This is a genomic window from Aeromonas sp. QDB39 (assembly GCF_027707585.1).
GTDB lineage: Bacteria > Pseudomonadota > Gammaproteobacteria > Enterobacterales > Aeromonadaceae > Aeromonas > Aeromonas hydrophila.
Genome location: NZ_JAPCIV010000005.1, coordinates 77,524 through 95,147, shown reverse-complemented (window position 1 = coordinate 95,147; position 17,624 = coordinate 77,524). Strand labels below are relative to the sequence as shown.

Annotated in this window: 16 protein-coding genes; 6 read left to right on the top strand and 10 right to left on the bottom strand. The window is 47.5% G+C overall.

The genetic code is table 11. The annotated features are described in order from the left end of the window. Positions 1–34 precede the first annotated feature (34 nt). The 6 genes from PG899_RS04385 to PG899_RS04360 all read left to right on the top strand — a co-directional run bounded on the left by PG899_RS04385 (position 35) and on the right by PG899_RS04360 (position 8,000). The gene (locus PG899_RS04385) at positions 35–883 is read left to right on the top strand and encodes an HDOD domain-containing protein (RefSeq protein ID WP_017409738.1); all 849 of its coding nucleotides are present in this window, start codon (positions 35–37) and stop codon (positions 881–883) included. A 5-nt stretch (positions 884–888) separates the two neighbouring features. Further along, positions 889–2,718 carry a maltodextrin glucosidase gene (gene malZ / locus PG899_RS04380; RefSeq protein WP_077095727.1) on the top strand — a complete coding sequence of 610 codons (1,830 nt, stop codon included), beginning with the start codon at positions 889–891 and terminating at the stop codon, positions 2,716–2,718. 221 nt (positions 2,719–2,939) lie between these two features. Then, positions 2,940–3,944, top strand: coding sequence for a UDP-N-acetylglucosamine 4,6-dehydratase (inverting) (gene pseB / locus PG899_RS04375; RefSeq protein ID WP_077095728.1), 1,005 nt, complete (start codon positions 2,940–2,942; stop codon positions 3,942–3,944). After that, positions 3,941–5,074: a UDP-4-amino-4,6-dideoxy-N-acetyl-beta-L-altrosamine transaminase gene (gene pseC, locus PG899_RS04370; RefSeq protein ID WP_077095729.1), complete on the top strand. Its 1,134-nt coding sequence runs from the start codon at positions 3,941–3,943 to the stop codon at positions 5,072–5,074. Before pseB ends, pseC begins: the two co-directional genes overlap by 4 nt. Positions 5,075–5,148: 74 nt before the next feature. Then, entirely contained in the window at positions 5,149–6,579 is a 1,431-nt protein-coding gene (locus PG899_RS04365) for a mannose-1-phosphate guanylyltransferase/mannose-6-phosphate isomerase (protein ID WP_077095730.1), read from the top strand. After that, complete coding sequence (locus tag PG899_RS04360; protein ID WP_077095731.1) at positions 6,573–8,000, top strand: phosphomannomutase; 1,428 nt, start codon at positions 6,573–6,575, stop codon at positions 7,998–8,000. Before PG899_RS04365 ends, PG899_RS04360 begins: the two co-directional genes overlap by 7 nt. A gap of 6 nt (positions 8,001–8,006) precedes the next feature. Here PG899_RS04360 and PG899_RS04355 read toward each other — a convergent pair whose 3' ends face one another. The 10 genes from PG899_RS04355 to PG899_RS04310 are packed head-to-tail and all read right to left on the bottom strand — an operon-like array spanning position 8,007 to position 17,598. Beyond that, complete coding sequence (locus PG899_RS04355) at positions 8,007–9,158, bottom strand: glycosyltransferase (RefSeq protein WP_077095732.1); 1,152 nt, start codon at positions 9,156–9,158, stop codon at positions 8,007–8,009. Positions 9,159–9,170: 12 nt separating this feature from the next. Further along, complete coding sequence (locus PG899_RS04350; RefSeq protein WP_077095733.1) at positions 9,171–9,848, bottom strand: acetyltransferase; 678 nt, start codon at positions 9,846–9,848, stop codon at positions 9,171–9,173. Further along, positions 9,845–10,939, bottom strand: a complete 1,095-nt coding sequence (locus PG899_RS04345; RefSeq protein ID WP_077095734.1) for a DegT/DnrJ/EryC1/StrS family aminotransferase — start codon at positions 10,937–10,939, stop codon at positions 9,845–9,847. Before PG899_RS04345 ends, PG899_RS04350 begins: the two co-directional genes overlap by 4 nt. Position 10,940: 1 nt before the next feature. After that, the gene (locus PG899_RS04340; RefSeq protein ID WP_077095735.1) at positions 10,941–11,858 is read right to left on the bottom strand and encodes an NADH dehydrogenase; all 918 of its coding nucleotides are present in this window, start codon (positions 11,856–11,858) and stop codon (positions 10,941–10,943) included. A gap of 34 nt (positions 11,859–11,892) precedes the next feature. Next, positions 11,893–13,146 (bottom strand): hypothetical protein, encoded by a 1,254-nt coding sequence (locus PG899_RS04335; RefSeq protein ID WP_077095736.1) that lies wholly within the window; start codon positions 13,144–13,146, stop codon positions 11,893–11,895. A 32-nt stretch (positions 13,147–13,178) separates the two neighbouring features. Then, on the bottom strand, positions 13,179–13,820 hold the full coding sequence (locus PG899_RS04330) for a class I SAM-dependent methyltransferase (RefSeq protein ID WP_077095737.1): 642 nt from the start codon (positions 13,818–13,820) through the stop codon (positions 13,179–13,181). A 6-nt stretch (positions 13,821–13,826) separates the two neighbouring features. After that, positions 13,827–14,438, bottom strand: coding sequence for a hypothetical protein (locus tag PG899_RS04325; RefSeq protein WP_143238961.1), 612 nt, complete (start codon positions 14,436–14,438; stop codon positions 13,827–13,829). Between the two features lie 26 nt (positions 14,439–14,464). After that, a complete protein-coding gene (locus tag PG899_RS04320) occupies positions 14,465–15,418 on the bottom strand; it encodes a GDP-L-fucose synthase family protein (RefSeq protein ID WP_077095745.1) in 954 nt (317 codons plus the stop codon). A 4-nt stretch (positions 15,419–15,422) separates the two neighbouring features. Next, the gene (gmd, locus tag PG899_RS04315) at positions 15,423–16,547 is read right to left on the bottom strand and encodes a GDP-mannose 4,6-dehydratase (protein ID WP_077095738.1); all 1,125 of its coding nucleotides are present in this window, start codon (positions 16,545–16,547) and stop codon (positions 15,423–15,425) included. Further along, positions 16,540–17,598: a glycosyltransferase family 2 protein gene (locus PG899_RS04310; RefSeq protein WP_077095739.1), complete on the bottom strand. Its 1,059-nt coding sequence runs from the start codon at positions 17,596–17,598 to the stop codon at positions 16,540–16,542. The genes gmd and PG899_RS04310 overlap by 8 nt, the downstream gene beginning before the upstream one ends. Between the last annotated feature and the right edge of the window lie 26 nt (positions 17,599–17,624).

The following is a 17,624-nucleotide window of genomic DNA, read 5'->3' as shown; positions in this document are numbered from 1 at the left end:
CCCGCCTGTGGCACAATATGAGGCAGTGCTCGCAATGGAGGCTGCCTCAGCCATGTCGATGGACCGTCTGTTTGACAAGATCAAACAACTCCCCACTATCCCGCAACTGCTGCATGAGTTGATGCAGAGCTTCAGCGATGAAAATGCCCGCATCGACGAGATTGCGGCCAAGATCGCCATGGACCAGGTGATCAGCGTCAAGGTGCTGCGAATGGCCAACTCGGCCGCCCTGCGCCGCGGCAACGAAGTCACCTCCATCGAACAGGCGGTGATCCGCCTCGGTTTTAACCGGCTGCGCTCTGTGGTGGTCGCCTCCGGCATCATCGGCAGCTTCAAGGCGCCTCCCAGCTTCGACAAGAACAAATTCTGGACCGAGACCTTCCAGGTCGCCACCATCGCCAAGACCCTGGCCCAGGAGGCCAAGGTGCTCGACCCCGAGACAGCCTTTACCTGCGCCCTCATCCACAACATTGGCGAGCTGCTGATCCAGAGCACCTTGCCGGAAGAGGCCGAGCTCATCAGTCTGGCGATCCAGAAGGGGAGCAGCCGGGTCGAGGCCCAGCGCGAGATGCTGGGCTATGACTACGCCCAGCTCGGCGCCGAGCTGGCACGGCGCTGGAACCTCTCCGAGGCCTTCGTCGATGCCATCTCCCAGCAGCTGGATCCCCTCTCCCACGACCCGGTCAGCAAGGAGGCAGTGCTGATCCGCCTGGCGGTCTTCATCTCCTTCGCCTGGAACGCGGGGGTGCCGGCCCAGGCCATCATCGCCCGCTTCCCCAAGCCACTGGCCGACCAGCTGGGGCTGGATCCCAAGTCGCTCGCCGGCCAGCTCGAGACCTTGCATGAACAGGGCAATGCCCTCGCCGATCTTCTGACTCAATAAGCATCATGACCCATCCATTTCTGTTTCATCCCCAGGTGGCGCCCTGGTTCAAAGAGAGCGCCGATGCCCTGCAACTGACCCTGTTCAGCGAGCTGGATGCCCCGATCCGCGAGGTGTGGCTGCGCCACGAGCCGGACAACGAGGAGTACCTGATCCCGATGACGGCGGTCTCCACCCGCGACCGGCTGCAGGTATGGCAGGCGACCCTGCCGCTCATCAAGGGGCAGGACATTCACCTCTACTGCTTCAAGTGTCTGACCGATGAGGAGCAGTGGTGGCTGCACGGGGCCGGCGTCAGCGCCGCCATGCCGCCGCGCGAGCAGCATTTTCGCTTCAACAGCCTGCACCAGCCACCGGCCTGGGTGCAGGACCAGGTGTTCTACCAGATCTTCCCCGATCGCTTCTGCAACGGCGACCCGTCGCTCAGCGTCAAGCATCACGAATACGAATACCGCGGCAAGGCGGTGATCAGCAAGGCGTGGGGCGAGCCGGTCAGCCGCCACGAAGAGGGCCACGGCGCCTGCGAATTCTACGGCGGCGACCTGGCGGGCATCGATGCCAAGCTGCACTACCTGCAATCCCTCGGGGTGACGGCGCTCTATCTCAACCCCATCTTCGATTCGCCGAGCAACCACAAGTACGACACTCAGGACTACTTCAAGGTGGATGCACACCTCGGCAGCAACGCCCAGTTTGCCGAGCTGACCCGCAACCTGCACCAGCGCGGCATGAAGATCATCCTGGATGCTGTGGTCAACCACACCTCGACCGAGCACCCCTGGTTCTGCCCGCCGCTGGGCGCCCAGCGCAACCCGGATTCGCCGTGGCGCAGCTTCTACACCTTTGACAACGACGGGGATTATGTCAGCTGGAAGGGCATCCGCAGCCTGCCCAAGCTCGACTTCTCCAGCGAACAGGTGCAGGACGCCGTCTATCGCGCCGACGACGCCATCCTGCGCTACTGGATGCGTGCCCCCTACCAGATCGATGGCTGGCGCTTCGACGTCATCCACATGCTGGGGGAGCGTGGCACTGCCGAGGGCAACCGCGGCCACGTGCGCGCCATTCGCGGCGCGGTGAAGCAGGAAAACCCGGACGCCTACGTGCTGGGCGAGCACTTCTTCGAGGCCAGCCAGTGGCTGCAGGGGGATCAGGAGGACGGCGCCATGAACTACTACGGCTTCGCCCACCCTATTCGCGCCTTCCTGGCGGGCCAGGACATCGCCTACCACCCCATCAAGATCAGCGCCGAAGAGCTGGATCGCTGGCTCAAGCTGGCGCGGGCCCACATTCCGTTCAAGAACCAGCTGGCCCAGTTCAATCTACTGGACAGCCACGACACAGCCCGCTTCCTCCATCTGCTGGGGGAGGACAAGCAGCGGATGCGGCTCGCGGCCACTCTGCTGCTCACCTACATCGGGGTGCCCTCCATCTACTACGGCGATGAAGTGGGGCTCTCTGGCGGCAACGATCCGGACTGCCGCCGCTGCTTCCCGTGGGAGACCACCGCCTGGGATCACGTGCTGCACGACCACTACCGCCGGTTGATCCAGATCCGCAGGCAGCGTCCAGCACTGCGTCGCGGCGATATCCAGACCCTCTATGCCGGCCCGCACAGCTATGTGTTTGCCCGCACCCTGCAAAGCGATCAGGTAGTGGTGGCCTGCAACCGCCACCCCAGCGAGCCGCGCACCATCAGCCTGCCCCTGTGGCAGACCGCGGGCCCGGCCAGCCGCTTTACCGACGCCTTCAACGGCGATAAATTCGAAGTGGTGCAGGGCGAGGTGCAGCTCACCATCCCCGCCAACTCGGCCAGAGTGCTGCTCTCCAGCTAGGCGTCAAAAAAGCGGAACCCTGTGTTCCGCTTTTTGTTAAAGGCCCCTATATCACATAAAGTTGTTTGAGCTGGGTTGGATTTCTCTATGAATCATCTAGTTAGTTCACTCAGAGTGGAATAAAACTGGCATCATACAAGACCGCTTCCGACCCTTTTCGGCTAAACTGGCCCAAGGCACATAAATTGCTTGTCACTTGGCATCACTAGCGAGAATCCGTCATGTTCGACAATAAAACCCTATTGATTACCGGCGGCACTGGCTCGTTTGGCAAGATGCTGGTCAAGACAGTGCTGGAACGCTACAAGCCGAAACGGCTGATCATCTACTCCCGCGACGAGCTGAAACAGTTCGAGATGCAGCAGGTCTTCAACGCCCCCTGCATGCGCTACTTTATCGGTGACGTGCGGGACGCCAACCGGCTCACCATGGCGATGCGCGGGGTTGACTATGTGGTGCATGCGGCGGCGCTCAAACAGGTGCCGGCTGCCGAATACAACCCCATGGAGTGCATCAAGACCAATATCCACGGGGCCGAGAACGTCATCCAGGCCGCCCTGCTCAATCAGGTCAAGAAGGTGATCGCCCTCTCCACCGACAAGGCTGCCAACCCGATAAACTTGTACGGCGCCACCAAGCTGGCCTCCGACAAGCTGTTCGTCGCCGCCAATAACATCGCCGGCCAGGATCCAACCCGTTTTGCGGTGGTGCGCTACGGCAACGTGGTAGGATCGCGCGGCTCTGTGGTGCCCTTCTTCCAGAAACGGATCGATCAGGGCGCCACCACCCTCCCCATCACTCACACCGAGATGACCCGTTTCTGGATCACCCTGCAGCAGGGGGTGGACTTCGTGATGAACAACTTCCCGCGCATGAAGGGGGGTGAGATTTTCGTGCCCAAGCTGCCCTCGGTGCGGATCACCGACCTGGCTACCGCCATGGCCCCTCAGCTGGACCAGGAGATCATCGGCATCCGCCCGGGTGAAAAACTGCATGAAGTGATGTGCCCGTGTGACGACTCCTACCACACCTTCGAGTTCGATAACTTCTTCATCATCGGACCGACCATCAACTTCAACAATCGCAACAATGACTTCTCCGTCACCGCCTCAGGTGAAAAGGGAGCCATGGTGGCCCAGGGATTCGAGTACAACTCCCGTGACAACGATGATTTCCTGACGGTTGAACAGCTGAAAGCATTGAATAGCAAGGTGGTAATGGAATGATCCCGTACGGCAGACAGTCGATCAGCGAAGCGGATATCGAAGCCGTGGTCGAAGTATTGAGGTCCGATTTTCTGACCCAGGGGCCCGTGGTGCCGCGCTTCGAACAGGCAGTGGCGGATTACTGCGGTGCCCGCTTCGGGGTGGCGGTCAACTCAGGTACGGCCGCCCTGCATATCGCCTGTCTGGCACTGGGTGTCGGCCCGGGTGACTGGGTCTGGACCTCCCCCATCAGCTTTGTCGCCTCGGCCAACTGCGCTCTCTATTGCGGAGCCCAGGTCGACTTCGTCGACATCGAGCCCGATACCGGCAACATGTGCGCCATGGAGCTGGAGCGCAAGCTGGTAGCAGCCAAGGCTCAAGGATGTCTGCCCAAGTTGGTCATCCCGGTACACTTCGCAGGCCTGCCCTGCGACATGCAGGAGATCCATCGTCTGGGACAAGAGTACGGCTTTCGGATCATCGAGGATGCCTGTCATGCCCTCGGCGCCCGCTATCACAGTGAACCCACCGGCAACTGCCGCTACAGCGACATCACCGTCTTCAGCTTCCATCCGGTGAAGATCATCACCACCGGCGAAGGCGGTATGGCGATGACCAATGACCCTGCGCTCGCCAAAACCATGAGCATGTTGCGCAGTCACGGCATCACCCGGGATCCGGCCGACTTCATCAATGAGCCCGATGGCCCCTGGTACTACGAGCAGCAAATGCTGGGCTTCAACTACCGCATGACGGATATTCAGGCTGCGCTGGGGTTGAGCCAGATGGCCAATCTGGAAGATTGGATCGCCAAGCGTAGCGAAATTGCCCATTGTTACTTTGAAGCATTGGCCCCCGAACGTCTGCCCCGTTATTTCAGTGCAGAACGACGCAGCGCCTTCCACCTGTATGTACACCATGTAGCCCCCGAACAGCGCCGCAATCTGTTCCAGCGACTACGCGATCATGGTATCGGTGCCAACGTGCACTATATGCCCATCTACAAGCAGCCTTGGCACCAAGAAGGCCACCAGTCAGCCCTACCGATGGCAGAGGCTCACTATTACGGAGCCATCACTCTCCCGCTTTTCCCTCATTTAACGACAGCAGAACAACATCAGGTATTTACATTGGTAATTGCCGATGCGTAGCAGTACATAAAAGAACAAGCAGGCTCTGAGCTTGCCGTCAGAAGGTCCAGATACTCGATTTACAGAGAGATAAAATGACGGATACAGCAATCTTGCCAGTTGTGATGGCTGGGGGGTCAGGTAGTCGGCTTTGGCCTCTTTCTCGTGAATTATATCCAAAGCAGTTCATGCCGCTTTTGGGTGAGGCCTCAATGCTGCTGGATACTATTGGCAGGGTCAAAGAACTTGCCACTCACCCATTCACCGTGGTTTGCAATGAGGCCCATCGCTTTATTGTCGCGGAGCAGTTGCGGGAGGCCGGAATACAGAACCATATTCTGCTGGAGCCTTCAGCACGCAATACGGCCCCAGCTATCGCTGTGGCGGCTCTGCACGGTATGACGATCGCTGATGATCCCGTGTTGATGGTGCTGGCTGCAGACCACGCAATCAAGGAGCCGCACGCCTTCCGACAAGCCATAGAAGCCGCATACCCCTTTGCAGTCCATGGCAAACTGGTGACATTCGGCATCGTCCCCCAAACACCTGAAACCGGTTATGGCTACCTCAGAGCAGGGGAATCTCTTGGGGGGGGAGTTTCTCGCGTCGACGCCTTCATCGAAAAACCGGATCTGGACACGGCGAAACAGTATCTCTCCTCTGGAAAATACCTCTGGAATAGCGGCCTCTTTATGTTCAAGGCCAGCCGCTACCTTGAGGAACTTAAACTTTATCGCCCTGATATCCTGGCCGCTTGTGAAAAAGCGTTTAGCACCAGACAACATGATCTCGATTTTATCCGTGTCGGTAGCGCGGCTTTCGAGGAATCGCCCAGCGAGTCAGTGGATTATGCGGTGATGGAAAAAACGCAAGATGCCGTTGTCGTGCCCATGGATGCCGGATGGAGCGATGTGGGCTCTTGGTCCACCCTGTGGGAGGTGAACGAGAAAGACGGGCAAGGGAATGTCCTAGAAGGTGACATCTTGGCGCTTGACACAACAGATTGTTATATCAAAAGCAGTTACCGGCTAGTAACCACCATTGGATTGGACAAGCTAGTCATAGTGGAAACCAAGGATGCCATACTCGTTGCCGCGCACGACAAGGTTCAAGAGGTCAAGACACTGACATCACGTCTTAAAAGTATGAATCGCACAGAAACCGAACGTCATCGCGAGGTTTACCGCCCATGGGGAAAATATGATGCTATCGACAGCGGAGAGCGTTTCCACGTCAAACGCATCACCGTCAAGCCTGGTGCCAAGCTTTCTCTACAACTGCATCACCACAGGGCCGAACACTGGATAGTAGTCTCCGGAACAGCCAGGATGACAATGAACGGTGTCGAGCGTTACATCACGGAAAATGAGTCCGTCTATATCCCTATTGCAACCGTTCACTCGTTGGAAAACCCGGGTAAAGTCGACTTGGTACTTATCGAAGTTCAATCAGGCTCCTATTTGGGGGAAGACGACATTGTAAGGCTGGGGGAGCACTACCACAAAGATGGGAGCGAGCCATGCTGAGAACCAAGACGATTATCCAGCATAGTGGTTTGGGCTTTGGTACAAGCGGTGTCAGAGGGTTAGTCAACCAGTTGACAGCAGAAGTTTGCCAAGCATTTACGCATGCCTTCATTTCTGTCATGCGTGATCGCTTCACCTTTAAGCATGTAGCGTTGGGCATAGACAACAGACCCAGCAGCCTCGGCATGGCAGGCGCCTGCGCCGCCGCCCTGCAACAACTTGGCGTTGAGCCCCTCTTCTATGGGGTACTACCAACACCGGCCTTGGCATTACAAGCCATGCGTTGCCGCATTCCGGCCATCATGGTTACCGGTAGCCATATCCCACATGACCGAAATGGTCTCAAGTTCTATGGCCCTGGTGGAGAGATCACCAAAGCTGAAGAACGACAGATCCTAGAAGCAGATATAGTGTTCTCCAAGATAATGGCACAACCCATGCTGCAGCCCTCCACAGAGGCAGCAGAACGCTATACAGAGCGTTACTTGCATTTTTTCAACAAGAGTGCACTGGCACATAAACGGATTGGCATTTACGAACACAGCAGTGCCGGGCGAGATATTTACCCGTCGATTTTCCAAGCATTGGGAGCAACAGTTATACGATTGGGGCGGAGTGACGACTTTATTCCTATCGATACCGAAGCATTGAGCACAGAGGATGAACAGAGGGCCCTATCTTGGACTCAACAATATAGCCTGGATGCTCTATTCTCGACCGATGGTGATGGGGATAGACCTATGCTCGCTGATGAACAGGGGCATTGGCTCAAAGGGGATATTCTCGGACTACTCTGTTGCCAATACTTGGGAATCCAGAGTTTAGCAATGCCACTTAACTGCAATAGTGCCGTTGAGCAATCAGGGATAGCCACACGAGTCATACGCACTCGGATTGGCTCTCCTTATGTATTGGAAGCGATGGGTGGCCTCGCAGGAAAATTCGCCGGTTTTGAAGCAAATGGAGGCTTCATGCTAGGCAGTAGCATTGATCATGAAGGGCGGCATCTTGCGGCCCTCCCCACTCGTGATGCTCTACTGCCAGCATTGGCTGCATTGATACTGGCAAGGGAAACTGGCCTTGCTGCCATCTTGGCCACGCTACCAAGCCGCTTTACTCATAGCGACAGGATCAAGGTTAATCCGACGGCCTTTATGCAAAAGGCCATCAGTAACCGGTTTTGGCTATTGGAAACGCTAGGGTTGGCTGCAGACATAGATGTTGATATAGACATGACTGATGGCATAAGAATGCAGCTCCCTGATCACAGGATCATACACCTGCGGGCCTCTGCTAATGCTCCAGAACTTCGTTGTTATGCAGAAGCCAAAAGTCAGCTGGAAGCAAGGACGCTAGTTGAAAAAACTTTATATATTGCAATAGAAACGATGAATAGCTGGAATAACTTGAATAGCCAGTGACTGGACTCAGTCAGAGTTTTCATAACAACCAAGGGTATAAGTGATAGCCTCATACAATGCTTTCCCTAGTTGTTGTTGACGGATAAAACCTTCAGCAAGTAGCACATCTGCTGCCGGCATCCCCCTCTTCTGGACCAATACCTTTTGCATAAGCTGGGTCAAGTCTTCTGCATTCTGCTGATGAAAATGATATACCTCCGGTGTCATAATTTCCTGATTTACTTCAATATCTGAAAGCAGAACAGGGATACCAAGAGAGACTGCATCATAAGTTGCTCCACCACCAGGGCCACCTTCAAATAGGGTGGGCTGTACCAACGCAATAGAGCCTTTCAACAATCCTATTTGATCAAATTTTGGAATGTGCCCAAGAAAATGAACTCGCTCAGAAATACCAAGTGTGTCAAGCAGCATTTTTTGCTCCTCAACATAGTCCGGATGCCGATAATCAGATAATGTACCGGTACAAACCAGATGCACATCCTTACTAGCTAGCTGTGCGAAAGCATGGAATGCCGTTGGATGATCTTTATGAATCCAAAACTGATTGCAGATAAGAAAATAGTTTTGTGGCAGGCCATACTTTTTCTTTATCTCTAGCGAGTCCACAGCTAACCAATCTGGTATTGGATGGGGGGTAAAAGGTAACACTTTAATACGTGCAGCGTTAATCCATGGATAGAACTTAATAATATCAGATTTAACTGACATTGAGTTTACAACAACGGCTTTGCAGTCACGCAAGCGAGCAGAAAACGCCGTCTCTCTAGCGAAGCATTCATGCTCCGTAAAATAATAGTGAAGATACTTGTGTTGGAAATCAGGAATATAAGCTAGCCAAGGAACAGGAAAATTAGCCCCCAGGTCACTGTTAACTGGGAGAACAATATCAACATTGTTATTTTCCAATGTACTAGCTAGATCGTTATGGCGAGAGGAATAAAAGACCTGTTCAGGAACAATCGTAGCATTGGCAAGATAGTCCTGTAATTGGAGATATATATCTTCCTTTACAAACTCTTCGTCCAATGCGATTACAACTTGCCATTCGTAGAGAGGCACTACAGCGGTGAGACCATTGAGGATATGACGAATAAACTCCAGCCCTCCCGACCAACAAAAGTGCTGAGGCAGTAAGGCTACTTTTAACTTTCTCATATAAATTTCCGCTTAGAATACAGATGACTTAGTGACTACTCTTGCTGGGTTGCCAACAACAGTACACTCGGGTGGTACATCTTTGGTGACGACGGCTCCCATACCTATGATGGCTCCACGCCCTATGGAGAGTGGGCGATGAAGGCTGCCATTGCGAATGATAGCTCCGGCCCCTACGAATACATCATCAGATATGTGCACACGACCATTGCAGCTGACTCTAGGTGAAAAAGTAACAAAATCTCCAATAATACAGTCATGTTCAATATAGGAGTAAATGTTACAATGAAAAAATTGACCAATGACAATATCGGTTGTTGCCATACTATGGGCACACAGAATGGCTCCAAGGCCAACTCTTACATTATCATAACATATGTGTTCGTCTGCCATGAGGTTAATCGGCACTCCACCAAGACGGATACACCGTTCGGCAATTTTACGTCTCAATACTACATCTGCGATCGCAATAGTAAAGAGGAAGCCTGGTTTTATATTTTGTTCAAAGTATGAGTCCGAGATAAGTTTACCATAAGGAAAATAAACTCCATTTATATCTTCGACTACAAAGCAATATTCTAAACCCTGCTGAGCACAGAATTTCCTTATCAGTGGTAAAATACAACGAGAAAAACTACCCGCACCAAAAATATAAAGGTTGTTAGTTTTATATTTAGAATTAACGTTCATTCATAAAAACCAGTTATTTTTTCCACTATATAGTGCAGCATCTCATCTGTCATACCAGGCCAACTTGGCAAGTTCATGCCGCGCTCTGAAATATCCTCACTGTTCGGAAAAGAATGCCCATCCTGATAATACATTGGCATGAAGTGAATGGGGGGGAATAATGGTCTTGTTTCTATTCCGGCATTATTTAAGTAATGACGCAATGTATCTCTTACTTCTCTAGTGTCGGTTAAAATAGAAAACATCCACCAAGAGTGGCAACTCCCCGGCCGCTCTTTCTGAAATTGGAGCGGCAACCCTTGAAGATGAGCAATATAAAAGTTAGCAATCTCTCGCTTTCGATTAATAAAGCTATTAGCCTTTTCCAATTGAGCCAGTCCAATAGCAGCACAGATGTTGGTCATACGATAATTATAGCCAACAATATCATGCCAGTATTCCTTTCCCTCCATCAATCCTTGCCCTTTTAAGTGACGAATTTTTCTGTCCAATTCAGCACTGTTGGTGGTGACCATGCCCCCCTCTCCAGTTGTCACTGTTTTATTCCCAAAGAAACTATAGGTCGTAATATCAGATAAATGGCCTATGTGGTGACCATCAATAAGGCTGCCAAAAGCTTCCGCACCATCTTCAATCAAAAATAAATTATGCCGTTTTGCAATAGTCTGTAGCTTTAACATATCCGTCGGCTGTCCATAAATATGAACGGAAATAATTGCTTTAGTTTTCTCTGTAATTAACTCTTCGATAAGATCACAATCTAACTGCCAGCTTAGTGGTTCTATATCAACAAAAACAGGTTTTGCTCCAACATAATTGATAGCATTGACAGATGCAATGTAAGTGAAGGTAGGAACAATAACCTCATCACCTGGCCCAATGTCTAAAGCCAACAGGGCCAGATGCAGAGCAACCGTTCCATTGGACACAGACGCGGCATGTGCCATACCAGTAAAGTTAGCGAACTCTTTTTCAAACTTTTGAATAAACTCTCCCTTCGAGGAAATCCATGAGGAGTCGATACACTCGACCACATACTTTTTTTCATTACCCGACAAGTCAGGCTGGTAGACTGGAATAAATGAGTGCACGCTAAAAGTCCTCAGGCTGTTCTGTTATAGTATTAAAAACTGGCATGCCACGTATTTCTTCAATAGCATCAAGTCCTGAGGTAAACGTTAGCTCACCCTGTTCATTGCGATGCTCTCGGAACTTGGCAAGAATATAACCTTCCTCACAACTTAGTTCAGCCAAAGCATCAGTCAGCTTGTCAATAACAAAATATGCATTATTGCCTGCACTATTACACCCAATAAATCTGTATCCCTTTTCCTTTGCTAAGCAGCATAGAGCATTTAAAGACGCTCCAGCATAGAGACCACTATAATGACTAACATGACGAATGAAGTTTGGTTCATACGGTATCGTGATACTGCGTTTCGAACCGAAAAGGCTATTATACTCAACTATGACAATAGCTGGATTCACTACATTGATGGCCTTCCAAATCCAATAATCATTTCCATCTACATCTATATGTAGTAGTCCAATATCGCCGGAAAAACCAGCGTCAGAAATTATATCATTTATGTTTTCAGCAGTAACAAAGTCACAGAGAGCTGTCAGATCATGACGCCAATAATTCTGTGTTTTTTTAATATATTCTATATTTGCAGGTTCTGCATCAATAACCAACCCGCGCCAGTTATTATTCTCTAATAAGAATCGAGTATTGGCCTCATTATAGTTTTCCACTCCGAACTCAATAAATACTGTTTCTTTAATACCCAGTATATTTACAAGATGTTGAATGATCCCATCATCACCAAATTGAGAAAACACTCGAAACTCAGCATCTTGTAAGGATGACACAATATTATTATTTAGTTTAGCTAGCAGCTTCCCTAACAGAACTTTATTTATAGCACTGTCAATTTCATACTTTTTATTTAAGTTGGCAAGTTTAGTGTTAATATTAGCATCATCAATTATGCTCTGATTTTGATTCATTACTATCCTCTCATACAAGGCAAAAACCAATAATTTATAATGAACGCCAACTCATGATACTACAGCTAGGTAACGCGTCAGATAACATACTTGTAATTACACTTTCATGACATCCTTCAACGCAATTTATAACAACATCCGGGTTAAATATATGCCACTGGTCAGATTTTCCAACAGGTACTCCTTCAATACATTCATATTGACCTGAGCTAGAGACTAAAAATGCACAGACAGATATTCCCCTAAACCTTAACAGCTGGAAAATTAGCAATGAAAGGTCTGCCGTTCCAAATATGGCAACTTTTTTTCCTGAAAGATAGGAAAAATAATAGTGAGGTGACAAAGAAACCCGAGTCAATCTTTTAAGATCAACATTCGTTTTATTTTGGTTTAACTTCTTTTCATAATTAAGGTCGTTATTGAATCTAATAATAGAACTAACCACCTTACGGTTCTCAGATAAATCTATAGGAAAACCATCCTTATGATAAGAAGAGGAACTGTCATGTGGTAACGAATGTTCAATACTGGCATAATGTGTACCAGAACCATCGAAACCAATGTTTGTGGTCATAGCGCTAATCGGGTTTAAGCACAAACCACCATGTTTGAAAATAGTTGCATACCAAAAGACTGCCCACGTGCTAATTTTACCAGTGGCATTATTTATAACTTGATCCCAAAAATTATAACTACCATATATGTTAAAGTTCTGAATGCCAATTTCATCAAATTCATCAAGTAAAGCTTGCGGGTCACGCTCATAGTAATTCCAGCGATCAGCCCATGTAGCCCACCCCCACCCAAGGGCGGTTCGCCACAAAAAAGTAGATGGAAGTCCCTCTGACTGAATAGGAAAATTCCAACCACTAATATGCCAAACCATAGGTTCATTTTTATAAAATTCAAGTGCATCATTCATATATTCAAGAAATGATGGAGAAACTAAAACGTCATCCTCTAATATTATGGCTCTACCATATTCAGCCATAACTTCAGCGATACCAGATATAATGTTCTCTGTCAGCCCTAAATTATCTCTTCGTTGTTTAATAACCAATGAATGAAAACATTTAAAATGACTAAGGTTGTGCAAGTTTTCTAAGATCAGAGCTTGTTTACCATGATCATCGATATCCTTTATACCATCCAAATAAACTACTAGCGGAGTCTTTTCAGACAAATTACACTGCTGTAAAAAAGAAAGTGTTTTGGCTGTATGTTCTGGCCTATTGTAAGCAAAAAGAACAACAGGAGCACAGCTATTGCATTGCACATTTTGACCCACTATCGCTGACTCCATTTTGAATTAGGTATAGGTTACTTAACAGCCACTGCATATATAGAACCATATTCTCTATCTTTAATATCAATTGAACCATCAAATGATCTCAGCAATACAGATGAGAACTCCACTTTTTTCAGTGTATTGACAAGATTCTCCTCATCAAACATGTACTTATGTTGATCAGACATATAAGCCACATAATTTACTTGGTCAATTAACGAACCAGTATCGATACGAGCAGGTTGATAGAGGTCATTTGGATCTCTAAAGTGATGGCCATTGACATATGCCTCAATATAACATCTAGAATTAGGCACACAGACAAGTAGCTTACCATTTGGCTTTAAAACTCGGTAACACTCCTTTATGAAAATTATCAAGTCATTATAATTAAAATGTTCTAACATATGAGATGTATATATCATATCCACCGAGCTCTGACCCAATGGAATTCCTCTCTTTAAATCGTAGTTGATATCGGCACCATAAAGATCGACTGTTGTCCAACCACCACATCCTTTTTTTGTTCCTGATCCCAATTCAAGCTTTATTATGCTATTGCTACTGAGCCTATTCCAAAGAACATTTGCAGTCCTACGTAACAGAGCAATCCTAATATATCTTTTTATTCTACCAAAAATATAAAGCGGATTCATGTAATCGATTATAATCATTTACTTTTAATCCCATAATGAATCACGTAAGAGAGCTTTACCATCCGTTGTATACATCCCCTCTAGGAAACAAATAGTAGTAATATGGCGATGATATACCCTATCTCTAGCATATGAGCGGGTTGTAAATCTTCTTCCTTCATGCTCTAGTTGATGCTGTTCAAAATGAATGGAATTAAAACCATATCTTTTTATTAAAGATATATATTCACTATATTTATAATCCATCCTTTCGGTATTATCTAAGACTATGATTTGCTTTCTATTTTTAATTTTACTCAACACTCTTTCAAAGCACATAACCCGATCTCTGCCGTCAATTACAGTGATGCTGATATCTTCATCTTCATAACAATCATCATATGGTCTTTCTGATTTAATCATTTTCAAACGATCTTGATAATCAAATGCATATGCCGTATCGATTATTTTTTTTGCCCAGTTGGCATCATGCTCTACAGACGTAACAAAACAACCTTTACTCAGGAAATAGAGCGTCGAGTTTCCCGAACCAAATTCAAATACTTTAGTTGTAAAACCCATTTTCCTTCTTTCTGAAATAAAAGTATCAAGAAAATCTATTGCTCCATCAGTAACCCATGGCAGAACTCTAAGCATATAAATCTCTCCGGTTGTTGTTGAATTTATTTATGGTTATCTTGATACCAAATCCATACATCCTTGAGTCCCGACGTTAAACATATTTTTGCTTGCCATCCAAGTTCATTCAACCGTCTAACATCTAGTCGCTTAATTGGTGTACCCTCCGATTTATGTTCATTGAAGTGCAAGTCACCATTAAAGCCACTGACCGCTTTCAAATATTCTGCCAGCTCACGAATCGAACAATCAACTCCTGTCCCAATATTAATATGAGAGCATCTAGGATCAGTCAGTGACTGTAAGTTCTGCTTAGATATAGACATAATATGTATGCATGCTGCCGCCAAGTCATCGACATGCATGAATTCACGGCGGGCGTTGCCACTACCCCAGATCTCTACAAACTTATCGCCTTGTTCAATGGCTCGATAAAACTTTCCTATTAAAGCAGGGATAACATGACTGTACTGAGGGTGAAAATTATCATATGGGCCATAGAGATTGGTCGGCATGGCACAGCGATAATCTCTTCCATATTGCCTATTGTAACTTTCACACAGTTTAATACCGGCAATTTTGGCAATAGCATAAGGTTCATTGGTCGGCTCCAGTGGGCCGGTAAGAAGTGCCTCTTCCGAAATCGGTTGTGGGGTCAACTTTGGATAGATGCAACTAGAACCCAGAAACAACATTTTTTGTACATCAGCAAGATGTGCACTGTGAATTAAATTAGCTTCAATCATTAAATTTTGATAGATGAATTCAGCTGGGAAACTCTCGTTTGCAGAAATTCCTCCGACCTTGGCAGCCGCTATATATATTTCATCTATTTGTTGACACATCAAAAACCGTTTTACCGCTTGCTGATCTGTCAGATCTAGGTCACCTCGAGTAGCGGTAACCAGTTCAACTGAATCCAACATCGCAAGTTGCCGACACAAGGCTTGTCCTACCATGCCGAGATGTCCAGAAACAAAGACTCTCTTCTTAGCCATATATTCAGTCCCCCATGGCCTCACCAATCTCAAATCCATGTTTTTTCAACAAGGCATGGCGCTGCGCCACTTTCACATCAGCAGCAACCATTTCAGTACACATTTCTCTTACTGTAATACTGGGTTTCCAACCCAATTTGTTTCGTGCTTTACTCGCATCACCTAACAAAGAATCAACTTCTGCAGGACGGAAATACCTAGGGTCAATACGAAGGACAACATCACCAGGACGGACTGCCGGGGCCAGCTCCCCCTTGGCCGATACCACAACTGCAACCTCTTCAATACCCTTACCTTCGAAACGTAATTGCATACCTACATCTTCCGCAGCCCAAAGAATAAACTGACGCACAGAATACTGCTCGCCAGTCGCAATCACAAAGTCTTCAGGTTTTTCTTGCTGTAATATGAGCCATTGTAGTTCTACATAATCTTTTGCATGACCCCAATCCCGTAGCGAATCAATATTCCCCATGTAGAGACAACTATCCAAACCTTGGGCAATATTGGCCAAGCCTCTGGTAATCTTTCTAGTAACAAAAGTTTCTCCCCTACGGGGAGATTCATGATTGAAAAGAATGCCGTTGCATGCATATAAACCATAGGCCTCACGATAGTTCACCGTGATCCAGTATGCATAAAGTTTGGCAACGGCATAAGGAGAGCGTGGATAGAAGGGGGTGGTTTCTCTTTGCGGTATCTCTTGGACTTGGCCAAACAACTCTGACGTCGAAGCTTGATAAAACCGGGTCTTTTTCTCTAATCCCAACAACCGGATAGCCTCTAGCAGGCGCAATGTGCCCATAGCATCCACATCGGCCGTATATTCAGGAGACTCAAAGCTGACTGCTACGTGAGATTGAGCCCCCAAATTATATACCTCATCAGGTTGAACCTCTTGAATAATACGGGTCAAGTTAGAGGAGTCCGTCAGATCACCATAATGCAGTACAAAGTTTTGATGTTCAATATGAGGATCTTGGTAGATATGGTCTATACGTTGAGTGTTGAACGAAGAAGCTCGGCGCTTGATCCCGTGTACCTGATATCCTTTCTCTAACAGAAGCTCGGCCAAATAGGAGCCATCCTGGCCGGTTACACCAGTGATAAGTGCGACTTTCTTATTCATAGATTTCATGCCACTTGATGATTCGTGCTACAGGTGCCTTGTGTTGTAACTTCAAGACTATGTCATCACCATGCTCTCCCTCTACGGAGTTAAACAATATATCCACATTGGAGGGGAAATCATGTAAAGACCAGACTTGTTTACCATTAAAGGCACTCTCACTCCCCAAAGAGGTAATGAAGAAGTCTGTCACAATACCCGATTTTTCAAGCAGCATGTATATTATGCTCGCCATAATACCTGTACCAAAGATACCAATACGTCTTCCCTTCAATACTGAAACATCATGCTCCTTCTCCAAATAACTATGGAAAAGCCGCTTCAATAACGTCATATTTTTATTTGCCAACGCCAAAGCTACATCTTGTTGGTTTACTCTTTCCAGATCCAGAAGCTCGTAAATAATTCTGGTCTCCCGATTAATTAGGTTATAATTTTCAATATTACTGCTAAGTCCACCAAGATAGAAATTGGCCACTGTTCGGTCAGAAAAATCCCCATGCTTAAAAAGAATGGTCTTCAACATAATATAGGAATCAGCAGCTATATTAAAAGACCGGGGAAAACCACCATATTCCTTCAGCAGGGCTCGTTTCATGAAAAAGCCTTGATGATGAGGATGGCTAAATTCCTGTTCACCTTTACGCAACTCATTTCCATGCAAAATCCACTCAGCATTGGTCGCAGGATCTTTTATAATAACTCTAGCAGCCAAATAATCTAGAGAATCGTCTCTTTCAAATTCGGTCAAAATATCATAAATGACATCTGAGTCACAGAGGTGATCATCTGAACTAAGATAATAAATAATTTCACCCGTTGCAGCAGCTAATCCTTTGTTGAAAGCATCATAAACGCCGTTATCTGCTTCTGACACCACTTTTGCTATATGTGGAAATGTAGACACTAGGGTGAGTGTCTGATCTGAAGATCGGCCATCGACAATGATATGTTCTATCTGGGAAATGGCGGTTTGCTTAGCCACACTACATAAGCATCTTTCGATAGTTGCAGCACTATTATATGTTGCTGTGATGATAGAAACTTTCATTTAATTTTCATCCATTAGAGCAGTAT

Excerpts from the sequence above, each read along its gene's own strand:
- PG899_RS04310 (WP_077095739.1), bottom strand. The coding sequence starts at position 17,598 with ATGAAAGTTTCTATCATCACAGCAACATATAATAGTGCTGCAACTATC.
- malZ (WP_077095727.1), top strand. The coding sequence starts at position 889 with ATGACCCATCCATTTCTGTTTCATCCCCAGGTGGCGCCCTGGTTCAAA.
- PG899_RS04355 (WP_077095732.1), bottom strand. The coding sequence starts at position 9,158 with ATGAGAAAGTTAAAAGTAGCCTTACTGCCTCAGCACTTTTGTTGGTCG.
- PG899_RS04385 (WP_017409738.1), top strand. The coding sequence starts at position 35 with ATGGAGGCTGCCTCAGCCATGTCGATGGACCGTCTGTTTGACAAGATC.
- PG899_RS04330 (WP_077095737.1), bottom strand. The coding sequence starts at position 13,820 with ATGATTATAATCGATTACATGAATCCGCTTTATATTTTTGGTAGAATA.
- pseC (WP_077095729.1), top strand. The coding sequence starts at position 3,941 with ATGATCCCGTACGGCAGACAGTCGATCAGCGAAGCGGATATCGAAGCC.
- PG899_RS04325 (WP_143238961.1), bottom strand. The coding sequence starts at position 14,438 with ATGCTTAGAGTTCTGCCATGGGTTACTGATGGAGCAATAGATTTTCTT.
- pseB (WP_077095728.1), top strand. The coding sequence starts at position 2,940 with ATGTTCGACAATAAAACCCTATTGATTACCGGCGGCACTGGCTCGTTT.
- PG899_RS04350 (WP_077095733.1), bottom strand. The coding sequence starts at position 9,848 with ATGAACGTTAATTCTAAATATAAAACTAACAACCTTTATATTTTTGGT.
- gmd (WP_077095738.1), bottom strand. The coding sequence starts at position 16,547 with ATGAATAAGAAAGTCGCACTTATCACTGGTGTAACCGGCCAGGATGGC.
- PG899_RS04320 (WP_077095745.1), bottom strand. The coding sequence starts at position 15,418 with ATGGCTAAGAAGAGAGTCTTTGTTTCTGGACATCTCGGCATGGTAGGA.
- PG899_RS04340 (WP_077095735.1), bottom strand. The coding sequence starts at position 11,858 with ATGAATCAAAATCAGAGCATAATTGATGATGCTAATATTAACACTAAA.
- PG899_RS04360 (WP_077095731.1), top strand. The coding sequence starts at position 6,573 with ATGCTGAGAACCAAGACGATTATCCAGCATAGTGGTTTGGGCTTTGGT.
- PG899_RS04365 (WP_077095730.1), top strand. The coding sequence starts at position 5,149 with ATGACGGATACAGCAATCTTGCCAGTTGTGATGGCTGGGGGGTCAGGT.